The organism is Sphingomonas gilva (genome assembly GCF_003515075.1).
In the GTDB taxonomy this organism is placed as follows: Bacteria; Pseudomonadota; Alphaproteobacteria; order Sphingomonadales; family Sphingomonadaceae; genus Sphingomonas; species Sphingomonas gilva.
In genome coordinates this window covers 143,351-155,484 of the sequence record NZ_QWLV01000007.1, presented here as the reverse complement: position 1 = coordinate 155,484, position 12,134 = coordinate 143,351, and the positions used below count along the sequence as shown (strand labels likewise).

Annotated in this window: 10 protein-coding genes; 4 read left to right on the top strand and 6 right to left on the bottom strand. The window is 69.8% G+C overall.

The genetic code is table 11. From position 1 onward, the window contains the following. Nucleotides 1-30: 30 nt before the first annotated feature. On the bottom strand, nt 31-1,179 hold the full coding sequence (locus D1610_RS14065) for a PepSY-associated TM helix domain-containing protein (protein ID WP_118864812.1): 1,149 nt from the start codon (nt 1,177-1,179) through the stop codon (nt 31-33). A 129-nt stretch (nt 1,180-1,308) separates the two neighbouring features. On the opposite strand from D1610_RS14065, the gene D1610_RS14060 reads away from it, so the two are divergent. Beyond that, on the top strand, nt 1,309-2,964 hold the full coding sequence (locus D1610_RS14060; RefSeq protein WP_118864811.1) for an MFS transporter: 1,656 nt from the start codon (nt 1,309-1,311) through the stop codon (nt 2,962-2,964). 6 nt (nt 2,965-2,970) lie between these two features. On the opposite strand, the gene pyrC is transcribed toward D1610_RS14060, so the two are convergent. Then, nucleotides 2,971-4,008, bottom strand: coding sequence for a dihydroorotase (pyrC, locus tag D1610_RS14055; protein ID WP_118864810.1), 1,038 nt, complete (start codon nt 4,006-4,008; stop codon nt 2,971-2,973). 63 nt (nt 4,009-4,071) lie between these two features. On the opposite strand from pyrC, the gene ygfZ reads away from it, so the two are divergent. After that, the gene (gene ygfZ / locus D1610_RS14050) at nt 4,072-4,785 is read left to right on the top strand and encodes a CAF17-like 4Fe-4S cluster assembly/insertion protein YgfZ (RefSeq protein ID WP_182466838.1); all 714 of its coding nucleotides are present in this window, start codon (nt 4,072-4,074) and stop codon (nt 4,783-4,785) included. 7 nt (nt 4,786-4,792) lie between these two features. On the opposite strand, the gene D1610_RS14045 is transcribed toward ygfZ, so the two are convergent. The 3 genes from D1610_RS14045 to D1610_RS14035 all read right to left on the bottom strand — a co-directional run bounded on the left by D1610_RS14045 (nt 4,793) and on the right by D1610_RS14035 (nt 8,573). Further along, entirely contained in the window at nt 4,793-6,073 is a 1,281-nt protein-coding gene (locus D1610_RS14045; RefSeq protein ID WP_118864808.1) for an amino acid permease, read from the bottom strand. Between the two features lie 67 nt (nt 6,074-6,140). Beyond that, entirely contained in the window at nt 6,141-7,811 is a 1,671-nt protein-coding gene (locus tag D1610_RS14040) for an MFS transporter (protein ID WP_118864807.1), read from the bottom strand. A gap of 60 nt (nt 7,812-7,871) precedes the next feature. Then, a complete protein-coding gene (locus tag D1610_RS14035) occupies nt 7,872-8,573 on the bottom strand; it encodes an arylesterase (protein ID WP_425453239.1) in 702 nt (233 codons plus the stop codon). 4 nt (nt 8,574-8,577) lie between these two features. On the opposite strand from D1610_RS14035, the gene D1610_RS14030 reads away from it, so the two are divergent. Together D1610_RS14030 and D1610_RS14025 are read left to right on the top strand one after the other, a co-directional pair. Further along, nucleotides 8,578-9,276 carry an ABC transporter ATP-binding protein gene (locus D1610_RS14030; RefSeq protein ID WP_245942254.1) on the top strand — a complete coding sequence of 233 codons (699 nt, stop codon included), beginning with the start codon at nt 8,578-8,580 and terminating at the stop codon, nt 9,274-9,276. Next, nucleotides 9,273-11,780 (top strand): ABC transporter permease, encoded by a 2,508-nt coding sequence (locus D1610_RS14025; RefSeq protein ID WP_118864806.1) that lies wholly within the window; start codon nt 9,273-9,275, stop codon nt 11,778-11,780. The genes D1610_RS14030 and D1610_RS14025 overlap by 4 nt, the downstream gene beginning before the upstream one ends. On the opposite strand, the gene D1610_RS14020 is transcribed toward D1610_RS14025, so the two are convergent. Next, the gene (locus D1610_RS14020; protein ID WP_118864876.1) at nt 11,777-12,094 is read right to left on the bottom strand and encodes a 2Fe-2S iron-sulfur cluster-binding protein; all 318 of its coding nucleotides are present in this window, start codon (nt 12,092-12,094) and stop codon (nt 11,777-11,779) included. The two genes, D1610_RS14025 and D1610_RS14020, sit on opposite strands and share 4 nt — an antisense overlap. Nucleotides 12,095-12,134: the final 40 nt, after the last annotated feature.

The window sequence follows — 12,134 nt, the reverse complement described above, 5'->3', positions numbered from 1 at the left end:
ATTGGCGGTGCTTGCGGGGCGGCATCCTGCTCATTCGGCCGGCACCAGCCCGCTGGTCTCCAGCTCTCGCACCCGCGCGTCGAGCGGCGCGCGGCGCTTGCCCAGCCACAGATAAAGGCCGGACGCGAGCACGATGATGGTGAAGATGTCGAGCAGCGCCCACAGGATCTTGAGCGGCAGTCCGCCATAATCGCCGAAGTGCAGCGGCCGGCTGAGGAACAGCGCCTGGACGTACCAGGGCATCGCGCGGATGTCGGTCAGCCGGCCGGTCGACGCATCGATCAGCGCCGGCCTGAGCAGTCCCTTGGTCAGCGGCGTGTCGCCTTGCATGAACACCGCATAATGGTGCGCGCTGCTGAACGCGCCGCCGGGAAAGGCGATGAACTGCACCCAATTGCCCGGCGCGGCGGCGCGCGCGGTGGCGAGCGCGCCGTCGATCGATGCGAGCTTCCCGGGCGCGGGCGCCGCCTGCCCGGCATAGCGCCCGGTCATCTCGGCCAGTTCGCTCGCGCGCCAGCTGCCGACGATCGGGTCCTCCAGCGCGTTGATCACGCCGGTCAGTCCGACGACGCTGGCCCAGGCCAGGGTGACGATGCCCAGCAGGTTGTGATAGTCGATCCACTTGATCCGGCGGCTGCGATTGGCGCGCACCGTGCCGAAATCCAGCCGCCGCATGAACGGCGCATAGAGCACCACGCCCGATACGATCGCGGCGAAGAACAGAGCCCCCATCGCACCCAGGAAGAACATGCCGGGCAACCCCAGGAACATGTCGGTGTGGAGTTGCAGCAGGAAGTGCATCACCCCGTCCTCGGTGATTACCCCCACCAGATCGCCGGTGCGCATGTCGTAGGAGCGTAGCGTCATCTGGGCGCCCGGCGCGTCGGGCGCGGGCCCCGTTGTGATGTTCACCACCGGCCGGTCCTCGTCGAAGCTCATGAACAGCCCGACATGCCCTGGCCGGTCGGCCAGCGCGCCGGCGAGGATGGCGTCGAGCGACGGCGCGACATTGCCATCGGCCACCGGCGGCAGGCCGTCGCTCGTCTCGGTCAGCGCATCGATCTCGTCATGGAAGATCAGCGGCAGCCCGGTGACGCACAGCATCAGCAGGAATGCCGTGCACACCAGGCTGGTCCATTTATGGACCAGATACCAGCGCCGCGTCACCACCCGGGTCATACGCGCAACAAGGCATTATTGCTAATCACTCGCAATTGCCGTAGCGACCGACGCCGCGCGGGGCAAGTGTCGTCGCGCGAAATATGATGATGGGTTGCATCCTCTCGCTCGATCGTGCGTCACACGATCATGGCCGCCGACGATCATCCTCAAGCACATCCATCGTCACCGTTCGCCTTCGCCATCTTCCGCGACGTCTGGCTCGCCAACCTCGCCTCGCGCTTCGGCGGGCTGATCCAGTCGGTCGGGGCGTCGTGGCTGATGATCTCGCTTGCCGCCTCGCCCGTCCTCGTCAGCCTGGTCCAGACCGCGACGACGCTGCCGATCATGCTGCTCGCGCTGGTCGCGGGGGCGCTCGCGGACACGTTCGACCGGCGCAGATTGATGATCGTCGCGCAGGTCTTCATGCTCGCCGTTTCGATCGTCCTCGCCGCCTGCGCCTATGCCGGGGTGATGACGCCCTGGCTGCTGCTCGCGCTGACCTTCCTGATCGGCTGCGGCGCCGCGCTCAACGGTCCGGCGTGGCAGGCGTCGGTGGGGGAGATGGTGCCCCGCCCCGTCCTGCCCGCCGCGGTCGCGCTCAACTCGATGGGCTTCAACGTCGCGCGCAGCACCGGTCCGGCGGTGGGGGGCGTCATCGTCGCGACCGCCGGCGCGGCCGCGGCGTTCGCGGTCAACGCGTTGAGCTATCTCGGCCTGATCTTCGTGCTGGCGCGCTGGCGACCGGCCGTCGCCCGCCCCTCCCTGCCGCGCGAACCGCTCGGCGCCGCGATGATGGCCGGCCTGCGCTATGTCGCGATGTCGCCGAACATCCTGTCGGTGATGATCCGCGCCGCGGTATTCGGCGTCGGCGCCGGCGCGGTGCCCGCGCTGATGCCGTTGATGGCGCGCGATCTCGTCGCCGGGGGCGCGCTCACCTACGGGTTGCTGCTGGGCGCATTCGGCGTCGGCGCGGTCGGCGGCGCATTCTTCGCGACGCCGCTCCGCCGGCGCATGTCGAGCGAGGCGATCGTTCGCGCGGCGCTGATCGCGTTCGCCGTGGCGAGCGTGATCGCCGCGGAAAGCCGCTGGCTGCCGCTGACCATGCTCGCGCTGCTGATAGGCGGCGGCGGTTGGGTGATGGCGCTCTCCACCTTCAACGTCACCGTCCAGCTTTCCGCCCCGCGCTGGGTCGTCGCCCGCGCGCTGGCGCTCTACCAGATGGCGGCGTTCGGCGGCATGGCGGTCGGCAGTTGGTTCTGGGGCATGGTTACGGAAAGATGGGGCGTGCCGACGGCGTTGCTGCTGTCGGCCGGCGTGCTGGCGCTGTGCGCGGCGATCGGCCTGCGCCATGCGCTTCCCAAGGCCGAGGCGCTCAACCTCGATCCGCTGGACCGCTGGCGGGAACCCAGGCTGCCGGTAGCGCTCGAACCGCGCAGCGGCCCGATCGTGGTCACCGTCGCCTTTCGTATCGACGAGGCCGACATACCGGCCTTCCAGGCCGCGATGGTCGAGCGCCGCCGCATCCGGCTGCGCGACGGCGCGCGGGGTTGGACCTTGCTGCGCGATCTGGAGGATAGATCGATCTGGATCGAGCGCTATCACAGCCCGACCTGGACCGAATATGTCCGCCATAACCAGCGCCGCACCCACACCGACGCCGACATCGGCGCCACGCTGCGCGCGCTCCACCGCGGCGAAGGCCCACCCGTCGTCCACCGCATGATCGAGCGCGAGCCGGGCCATGTCGCCCATGACGACATGATCATGGCGGAGCCGCTGACCGATCCGGCGCGGCAATCCTAGAACGGGCTACGCGGCCATCCGCCACCTCAGCGTCTCGCCGGCGTGAAACGGCACGATCGCCGTCCCCGCCGCCGGGATCGCCTCCGGCACCTTCGTGTCGCCGCGTTCCAGCGTGATCGTGCCTTCGTTGAGCGGCAGGCCGTAGAAACGCGGGCCGTTCTCGCTGGCGAACGCCTCGAACTTGTCGAGCGCGCCTTCCTCCTCGAACACGGAAACATAGCTCTCCAGCGCGAAGGCGGCGTTGTAGATGCCGGCGCAGCCGCAGGCGGTCTCCTTGCGCTCGACGGCGTGGGGGGCGCTGTCGGTGCCGAGGAAGAATTTGGCCGAGCCCGAGGTCGCCGCCTTGCGCACCGCCAGCCGGTGCGCCTCGCGCTTGGCGACCGGCAGGCAATAAGCGTGCGGGCGGATGCCGCCTTCGAACAGCGCGTTCCTGTTGATGATCATGTGCTGCGGCGTCACCGTCGCGCCGACCAGCGGGCCCGACCCCTCGACGAACGCCGTCGCCTCCGCGGTGGTGATGTGCTCGAACACGATCTTCAGCGCGGGAAAGTCGCGCGTCAGCCCCATCAGCACGCGGTCGATGAACACCGCTTCGCGGTCGAAGATGTCGATGTCTGGATCGGTCACCTCACCATGGACGAGCAGCGGCATACCGATCCGCTGCATCGCTTCCAGCGCCGGATGGAGCGTGCGGATGTCGGTCACGCCATGCGCCGAATTGGTCGTCGCATTCGCCGGATAGAGCTTGCACGCCGCCCACACGCCCTCGGCAAAGCCGCGCGCGATCTCCGCCGCGTCGGCGTTATCGGTCAGGTAGCAGGTCATCAGGGGGGTGAAGTCGGCGCCTTCGGGCAGGGCCGCCATGATCCTCCCGCGATAGGCCTCCGCTGCTTCAACGCTCACCACCGGCGGCGCGAGATTGGGCATCACGATCGCACGGGCGAACTGGCGCGCGGTCGCCGGCGCCACCGCGCGCAGCATCTCGCCGTCGCGCAGATGGACATGCCAGTCGTCGGGGCGGCGGATGGTCAGGCGGTCGGTCATGCCCGCGTTCCTAAGCTTCCCGGTATCGGTTGCAAGGGGCGGGGGAGTCCCTAACTGGGGATCATGGCCACCACCCTCACCGACCGCGCTCTCGTCCGGATCTTCGGCGAGGACGTGCGTGGTTTCCTCCAGGGGCTGGTCACGCAGGACCTCACCTCCGTTACGGAAGGCCAGCCGCAATGGTCCGCGCTGCTCAGTCCACAGGGCAAGGCGCTGTTCGATTTCATCCTCTGGACAGATGGCGACGACATCCTGATCGATTGCGAGGCGGATCGCGCCGAGGCGCTTGCCCGCCGTCTCGCCCTTTATCGTTTGCGCCGCGCCATCACCATCGCGCCGGACGAAACGCTCGCCGTCCACTGGTCGCGCGAAGCCGCCGATCGCCCGCGCGACCCGCGCCTCCCGGCGCTCGGCGCGCGCTGGCTCGCTCCGCCGACAGAGCCGGCCACCGGCTGGCACGCGCACCGTCTCTCGCTCGGCGTCACCGAAGGCGTGGCCGAGCTCGGCGACGGCGAGACGCTCTGGCTCGAATGCAACGCGCGCGAGCTGAACGGCGTCAGCTTCGCGAAGGGCTGCTTCATCGGCCAGGAAAACACGGCGCGGATGCACCACCGGTCGAAGGTCAACCGCCGCCTGGTCGTCGCCCCGCTCGCCGAGCCAGGCGACCGCACCCGCGCGACCTATCCCGATCTCGGCCTGATGATCGAGCACCGCCGCGTCGAGGCGCTCGGGGACGCGCTGACACCGGCATGGCTGAAGGCGGCGATCGCCACCTGACCAAGCCTCAGCGCCGCACCCGCCAGTAGACCGGCAGGCCGAGCGCCATCAGCCCCAGGCCCCACAAATCCGCTTTCAGCCCCAGCCCCCACACCATCCACAGCACGAACCCCGCCGACACCGCCGCGGCGATGACCAGCGGCACGTCCTTCGGCAAAAGCCGGATCGCGGCGAGCGCGCTCGCCAGATAGGCGACCATCCCCGCGGCAAGGCTGATCGTCGCGATGTCCTGGAACAGCTGGCCGGTCTTGCCGGTATAGTTGAGCAGCATCACCCCCGTGACCAGTAGGCCGGAGACGATGTGCGCCCGCGCCGGAGTGCCGCGCGGGCTTTCCTTGCCGAACCACGCCGGGAACACCCCGCCTTGGGCCATCGCGCGCGGGACCTCGCCCTGCAGCAGCGTGAAGCCGTTCAAGGCCCCGAGCGCGCTGATCGCGGCGAACAGCGCGACCACCGCCGCCATTCCGGTGCCGAGGGTGCGGCCGAGGAACTCGGCGATCGGCGCGGGCGAATTGGCGGTGATCTCCACGGGCATCAGCAGCGCGACCGAAGCCGCAACCGCGACATAGACGAGGCCGGTCAAGGCGGTGCCGATCAGCGTGACGCGCGGGACGGTGCGTGCGGCGTTCTCCACCTTGTCCGCCGGCACGGTCGCCGATTCGACGCCGAGAAAGCCCCAGAAGGTCAGCGCCGCCGCGCCGGCGATCGCCCCTGCGCCGATCGGCACCGCAGTTGCGGGCGCCACCGCCCCCGCGCCGTTCCTCAGCAGCAGCCACCCGGCGAGCAAGATCACCCCGGCGAGCGGCACGAGCTTGAGCACCAGCGTCACCAGCTGCACCCGCCCGGCGAGCGCAACGCCGCGGATGTTGACCGCGACCAGCCCCCACACCAGCACCAGCGCCGCGACGCCAGAGAGGTACGGCGTGGCCGTGAGCACCGGAAAGACCAGGCTCAGCGCGCTCACCACCGCGATCGCCAGCGCGCCGTTGCCCGCCCAGATCAGCACCCAATAGCTCCACGCGACGAAGAAGCCGACCGTGGGCCCGAACGCGGCATCGGCGAAGGCGTAGGGCCCGCCGGCGCATGGGATCACCGCCGCCAGCCGCGCGAAGACGAAGGCCAGGCACATCGCGCCGGCGATCGTCACGCCCCAGCCGATCAGCGCGTTCGCCCCCAACGGAGCGAGGTTCGCCGGCAGCAGGTAGATGCCCGATCCGATCATGTTGCCGACGACCAGCGCCAGCGCCGTCCAGAACCCCAATGCCCGCCGCGATGCCGCCGTTGCCATGCGTCGTCCCCTCGCCCGTCAGTTAGACATGATCGAGCGGCGAACGCCAGCCGTCAGGCGCGCCGGTTCAGTCGTCGATGTTGCGGCGGAAGGTCTCGGGCAGGAAGAGGAGGCCGATCACCACCGTCAGCGCGGCGATCAGCACCGGATACCACAGGCCGTAATAGATATCGCCCGTCGCCGCGACCATCGCGAAGGCGAGCGTCGGCAGGAATCCGCCGAACCAGCCATTGCCGATATGATAGGGAAGCGACATCGAGGTGTAGCGGATGCGGCTGGGGAACAGCTCGACCAGCATCGCCGCGATCGGGCCATAGACCATCGTCACCAGCATCGCGAGCGCCCACAGGATGGCGACGACCGCGACCTTGTTCATCGCGTCCGGATCGGCCTTGTCCGGATAGCCCGCAGCGGCGAGCGCCGTCTTGAGCTCGCCCTGGAATGCCGTGACCGCGGCCTTGCGCTGCTCGGCGGTCATGCCCGCGGGGTCGGGCGCGGTGAACGCCGCCTCGCCGATCCGCACCACGGTGGGCGCGTCCGTCGCAACGTCGCGATTGTCATAGTTGATTCCCGCCTTCGCCAAATATGTCTTGGCGATGTCGCAGCTGGTCGAATCGAAGCTGTTGCCGCCGATCGGATCGAACTGGAACGAGCATTCGTCCTGATGCGCCTGGATGGTGACGGGCGCGCGCGCCTGCGCAGCCGCCAGCGCCGGATTCGCCGCCCCGGTCAGCGCGCCGAACAGCGGGAAATAGACAAGCGCGGCGAGCGCGCAGCCGCCCAGGATGATCGGCTTGCGCCCGATCCGGTCGCTGAGCCAGCCGAAGAAGATGAAGAAGGGCGTCGCCAGCGCGAGCGCGATGGCGATCAGGATGTTGGCGGTCGCGCCGTCCACCTTCAGCGTCTTTTCGAGGAAGAACAGCGCGTAGAACTGGCCGGCATACCAGACCACCGCCTGCCCTGCGACCGCGCCGAACAGCGCGATCAGCACCCATTTGAGGTTGCCCCAGCGCGCGAATGCCTCGGTCAGCGGCGCCTTGGAGGTGGTGCCCTCCTCCTTCATCTTCTGGAAGACGGGGCTCTCGGCGAGCTGAAGCCGTATCCACAGCGATACGGCGAGCAGCAGGATCGAGATCAGGAAGGGCACGCGCCAGCCCCAGGCGGCGAAGGCCGGCTCGCCCATCATCGTCCTGAGGCCGATGACGACGAGCAGCGCCGCGAACAGCCCCATCGTCGCGGTGGTCTGAATCCAGCTGGTGTAGAGCCCGCGCCGCCCCTCGGGCGCATGCTCGGCGACATAGGTCGCCGCCCCGCCATATTCGCCGCCCAGCGCCAGGCCCTGGAGCAGGCGGAGCGCGACGAGGATGAACGGGGCGGCGACGCCGATCGAGGCGTAGCTCGGCAGCAGGCCGACCGCAAAGGTCGAAAGCCCCATGATGCCCATGGTGACGAGGAAGGTGTTCTTGCGCCCGACCAGATCGCCGATCCGCCCGAACACCAGCGCGCCGAACGGCCTGACCGCGAATCCCGCGGCAAAGGCGGCGAGCGCGAGGATGAAGCCCGTCGTCTCGTTCACGCCGGAGAAGAACTGCGCGGAGATATAGAAGGCGAGCAGGCCGTAGAGATAGAAGTCGTACCACTCGAACACGGTGCCGAGCGACGAGGCGGCGATCACCAGCTTCTCGTTCTGCGTCGCCTTGTGGTGTTTCGGCAGGCCATCCTCGGTGGTTGTCGCCATCACGCAATCTCCCCTCATTTTGGCGGAGGGAATAATGCGACCGGTAACAAAGACCAGCCCTTAGTTGTCCGATAATTTCTCGGCGACGAGCGGCGCGAGCCGATTTGCGATCGCATCGACGCCCTCGGCGCTGGGATGAAGCCCGTCGGGCAGCATCATCCCATCGACGCCGATCACGCCGTCGAGGATGAACGGATCGAGCGTTGCGCCATATTCCGCCGCCAGCTCCGGATAGATCGCGTTGAAGTCGCGCGCATAGTCCGGCCCCAGATTGGGCGCGGCGACCATGCCGGTCAGGATCACCGGGATCCCGCGGCGCTTCAGTTCATCGAGCATCGCGGTCATGTTCGCGCGCGTCTCGGCCGGCGGCAGCTGGCGCAGCATGTCGTTGCCGCCCAGGCCGAGCAGAACGAGATCGGGCTTCGCCTCGAGGCTGTCGAGCGTGAAGGCCAGCCGCTGCCGCCCCGCCGCGCTGGTGTCGCCCGAAACCCCGGCCTTGACCACCCGCGCGTTGATCCCGCCTGCGCGCAGCTGCGACTGCAGTTCGTCGGCCAGCCCCTCGCCGCGGTTGAGCCCGTATCCGGCGTAGAGGCTGTCGCCGAACGCGACCACGACGCGCTCCGGCCCCGCGACCGCGGTCTCGGCCGGCGCTTGCGTGTCGGCCTTGGACTGGGCCGGTTGCGGAGAATCGCACGCGGCCAGTTGGAGAATTGCGAGCGCCGCCACATATGGGGCCAACATCCTCAGCGCGGTCACACTCATCTCCATGCCTGATCTGGTTCACGACGATATGGTCATCGCCGCGCGCGATGTCACGCTGACGCTCGGCGACGCCGCCGCGCCCACCCACATTCTGAAGGGCGTCGACTTCGCCGTCCGGCGCGGCGAGAGCGTCGCGCTGCTCGGTCCTTCAGGTTCGGGCAAATCGTCGCTGATGGCGATCCTCTCGGGCCTCGAGCGCGCGACGGGCGGGGAAGTGCGCGTCGCCGGGCTCGATTTCGCCGCGCTCGACGAAGACGAGCTGGCCAAGGCGCGGCGCGGCCGCATTGGCATCGTCCTCCAGGCGTTCCACCTGCTCCCCACCATGACCGCGCGGGAGAATGTCGCGGTGCCGATGGAGCTCGCCGGATCGGACGACGCTTTCGCCCGCGCCGATGCGGAGCTCGCCGCGGTCGGCCTCGGCCACCGGCTCGATCACTATCCCGCACAGCTTTCGGGCGGCGAGCAGCAGCGCGTCGCCATCGCCCGTGCCCTCGGACCGCGCCCCACCCTGGTCTTCGCCGACGAGCCCACCGGCAATCTCGATGCGGCGACCGGCGCGCAGGTGATGGACCTGCTGTTCGATCGCCAGCGCGCGACCGGCGCGACCTTGCTGGTCATCACCCATGATCCCGCGCTTGCCGAACGCTGCGACCGTATCGTCACGCTGGGCGACGGGCGGATCGTTTCCGACAGCGGCCGATGACCGGCTGGCGGTTGGCCTGGCGCATCGCGCGGCGGGAATTGCACGCGCGGTTCCGCGGCCTCAGGCTGCTGCTGGTCTGTCTGTTCCTCGGCGTCGGCGCGCTCGCCGCGATCGGCAGCCTGACCCAGGCGATCAGCGGCGAACTGGCCGCGCGCGGGCGAGTCATCCTGGGCGGCGATGTCGAGTTCGCCGTATCGCAGCGCGGACCGACGGCCGAGGAGCGCGCGGCGATATCCGAACTGGGCTCGCTCTCCGAAACCATCCGCCTGCAATCGATGGCGATCCGCGACACGCCAGCCGGGCCGCGCACCGTGCCGGTCGAGCTCAAGGCCGTCGACGCCGCCTATCCGCTCTACGGCGCGCTGACGCTCACGGACGGCCGCGCGGTGCGCGCGCCGGCGGCCACCCAGGTCTATATCGCCCCCGCGCTGGTCGATCGGCTAGGCGTGCGCGCCGGCGAAACGCTCCGCTTCGGCAACGCCCGCTTCACCGTCGGCGGGATCATCGCCACCGAGCCGGACCGGCTGGGCGAGGGCTTCACCCTCGGCCCCGTCGCGATCCTTTCCAACGACGGCATGGCGCGCACCGGGCTGATCCAGCCGGGCAGTCTCTACGAAACCAAGATCCGCGTGCGGATGACGGGCGGCGATCCGGCGGACGCCGCCGACGCGATCAAGGCCGAATTCCCGCTCGGCGGCTGGGAGACGCGAACGCGCGACCGCGCCGCGCCGGGCGCCTCGCGCTTCATCGGCCGGATGGGGCAGTTCCTCACGCTGGTCGGGCTCGCCGCGCTGATCATCGCGGGCATCGGCGTCGGCAACGGTGTCGCCGCCTATCTCGCCGCCCGACGCGGCGGCATCGCGACGCTGAAGGTGCTGGGCGCGACCTCGGGCCTGATCGCGCGCGTCTATCTGCTGCAGATCGTCGCCGTCGCGAGCATCGGCATCGCCGCCGGCCTCGCGGTCGGCGTCGGAGCGGTTCCAGCGATCGTCTGGCTGGCGGGCGACGTGCTGCCGGTCGCGCCCCAATTCGCGGTCCATCCGCTGCCGCTCGCGCTCGCCGCCGCTTACGGCCTGCTCATCGCGCTCGCCTTCGCCGCGCCGCCGCTCGTCGCGGCGAGCGAGGTGCCCGCGGCGGGATTGCTGCGCGGGCTGTTCGACCAGCGCCGCCCTGCACTCCGCAAGGTGGTGCCGTGGATGGCCGCGGCGGGGGCCGCGCTGGTCGCGCTCGCGGTCGCGACCAGCCGCGATCCGCTGTTCAGCGCGGGCTTCCTCGCCGCCGCCGCCGGCGTCCTGCTGCTGCTCGCCGGCTTCGGCTGGCTGGTGCGCCGTACCGCCGCCCGCGCGCCGCGTCCGCGCCGTCCGCTGTTCCGCCTCGCGATCGCCGGGCTTCACCGCCCCGGCGCGCGGACGACGACCCTGGTGGTGGCGCTGGGCTTGGGTCTCACCCTGTTCGTGCTGCTCGCCGCGATCCGCACCAGCCTCGACGCCAACATCCAGCGCAGCGTGCCCGAGCGTGCGCCGTCGCTGTTCGCGCTCGACGTGCCGCGCGACCGCGAGGCGGAGTTTCGCGCGACCATCGCCGCGGTGGAGCCGCGCGCCACCGTGCGCACCGTGCCCGCGCTGCGCGGCACCATCACCGGCTATGGCGATACCCGCGTCGCCGACCTGGAGGAGCTGCCCGAGGGCGCTTGGGCGCTGCGCGGCGAGCGCGGCCTCACCTATGCCGCGACGCCGCCGCCGGGAAGCTCGGTGGTCGAAGGGCGATGGTGGCCCGCCGATTATGCCGGCCCGCCTTTGGTCTCGATCGATGCCGAGCTCGCCCGCATCCTCGACCTGAAGATCGGCGATCCGCTGACCTACACCGTTCTGGGCGTCGAGCGGCGCGCCACCGTCGCGTCCTTCCGGCGGATCGATTGGGACACGATGGGTTTCAACTTCGTCATGGTGTTCAGCCCCACCGCGCTCTCGAACGTGCCCCACAACCTGGCGGCCACCGTCGACCTGCCCGACGGCGGTGAGCCGGCGGTGATGCAGGCGCTGCTGCCGCGCTTCCCCTCGGTCTCGCTGATCGAGGTCGGCGGCGTCATTGCCCAGGTGCGCGACATCGTGTCGCAGATGGCGACCGCCATCGCCGCCGCCGCCTCGATTGCCATCCTCGCCGGCATCGCCGTGCTGATCGGCGCGATCACCGCCGCGCGCGAGACGCGGACCTATGACAGCGTGATTTTGAAGACCCTGGGCGCGACTCGCGCGCAAATATTAGGCGCGCAGGCGATCGAGTACGCCCTGCTCAGCGCCGCGCTCGCCGCCGTCGCGCTGGCGCTGGGCATGGCCGGCGCCTGGTATGTGATGACGCAGATCTTCGAATTCGACTGGCTGCCCGACTATCCGACCGTGCTGGCGACGCTCGCCGCGGGCGCCGGCCTCACCATGACGATCGGCCTGCTCGGCGCGCTGCCCATCCTCGCCGCCCGTCCGGCGCGGGCGCTGCGCGAGCTTTAGTCCTCCGCCGCGATCTCGACGCGCAGGCCGTCGAGCGCGTCGCCGAACGGGATTTGGCACGACAGCCGCGACCGCTCGTCCCGGTCGGAGGTGCTGTCGAGCAGGTCGTCCTCGTCCAGGCTCATCTTGGGCATCAGGTGCGCGAAGTCGGGATCGACATGGACATGGCACGTCGCGCAGGAGCAACTGCCGCCGCACAGCGCCAGCAGCTCGTCGAAGCCGGCGTCCTTGATCACGTCCTTGACCGACAGCCCCGCCTCGCCCTCGACGACATGCTCATTTCCATCCCGCGTGACCACGATCAGCTTCGGCAACGTCATTCCCCTTGCTCGCATTCCGGTTCGCCGCCGCCTA

Bases quoted from the DNA above. Each gene is read 5' to 3' on its own strand.
- D1610_RS14060 (WP_118864811.1), top strand. From the start codon at position 1,309: ATGGCCGCCGACGATCATCCTCAAGCACATCCATCGTCACCGTTCGCC.
- D1610_RS14035 (WP_425453239.1), bottom strand. From the start codon at position 8,573: ATGAGTGTGACCGCGCTGAGGATGTTGGCCCCATATGTGGCGGCGCTC.
- D1610_RS14045 (WP_118864808.1), bottom strand. From the start codon at position 6,073: ATGGCAACGGCGGCATCGCGGCGGGCATTGGGGTTCTGGACGGCGCTG.
- D1610_RS14065 (WP_118864812.1), bottom strand. From the start codon at position 1,179: ATGACCCGGGTGGTGACGCGGCGCTGGTATCTGGTCCATAAATGGACC.
- D1610_RS14030 (WP_245942254.1), top strand. From the start codon at position 8,578: ATGCCTGATCTGGTTCACGACGATATGGTCATCGCCGCGCGCGATGTC.
- pyrC (WP_118864810.1), bottom strand. From the start codon at position 4,008: ATGACCGACCGCCTGACCATCCGCCGCCCCGACGACTGGCATGTCCAT.
- ygfZ (WP_182466838.1), top strand. From the start codon at position 4,072: ATGGCCACCACCCTCACCGACCGCGCTCTCGTCCGGATCTTCGGCGAG.
- D1610_RS14040 (WP_118864807.1), bottom strand. From the start codon at position 7,811: ATGGCGACAACCACCGAGGATGGCCTGCCGAAACACCACAAGGCGACG.
- D1610_RS14025 (WP_118864806.1), top strand. From the start codon at position 9,273: ATGACCGGCTGGCGGTTGGCCTGGCGCATCGCGCGGCGGGAATTGCAC.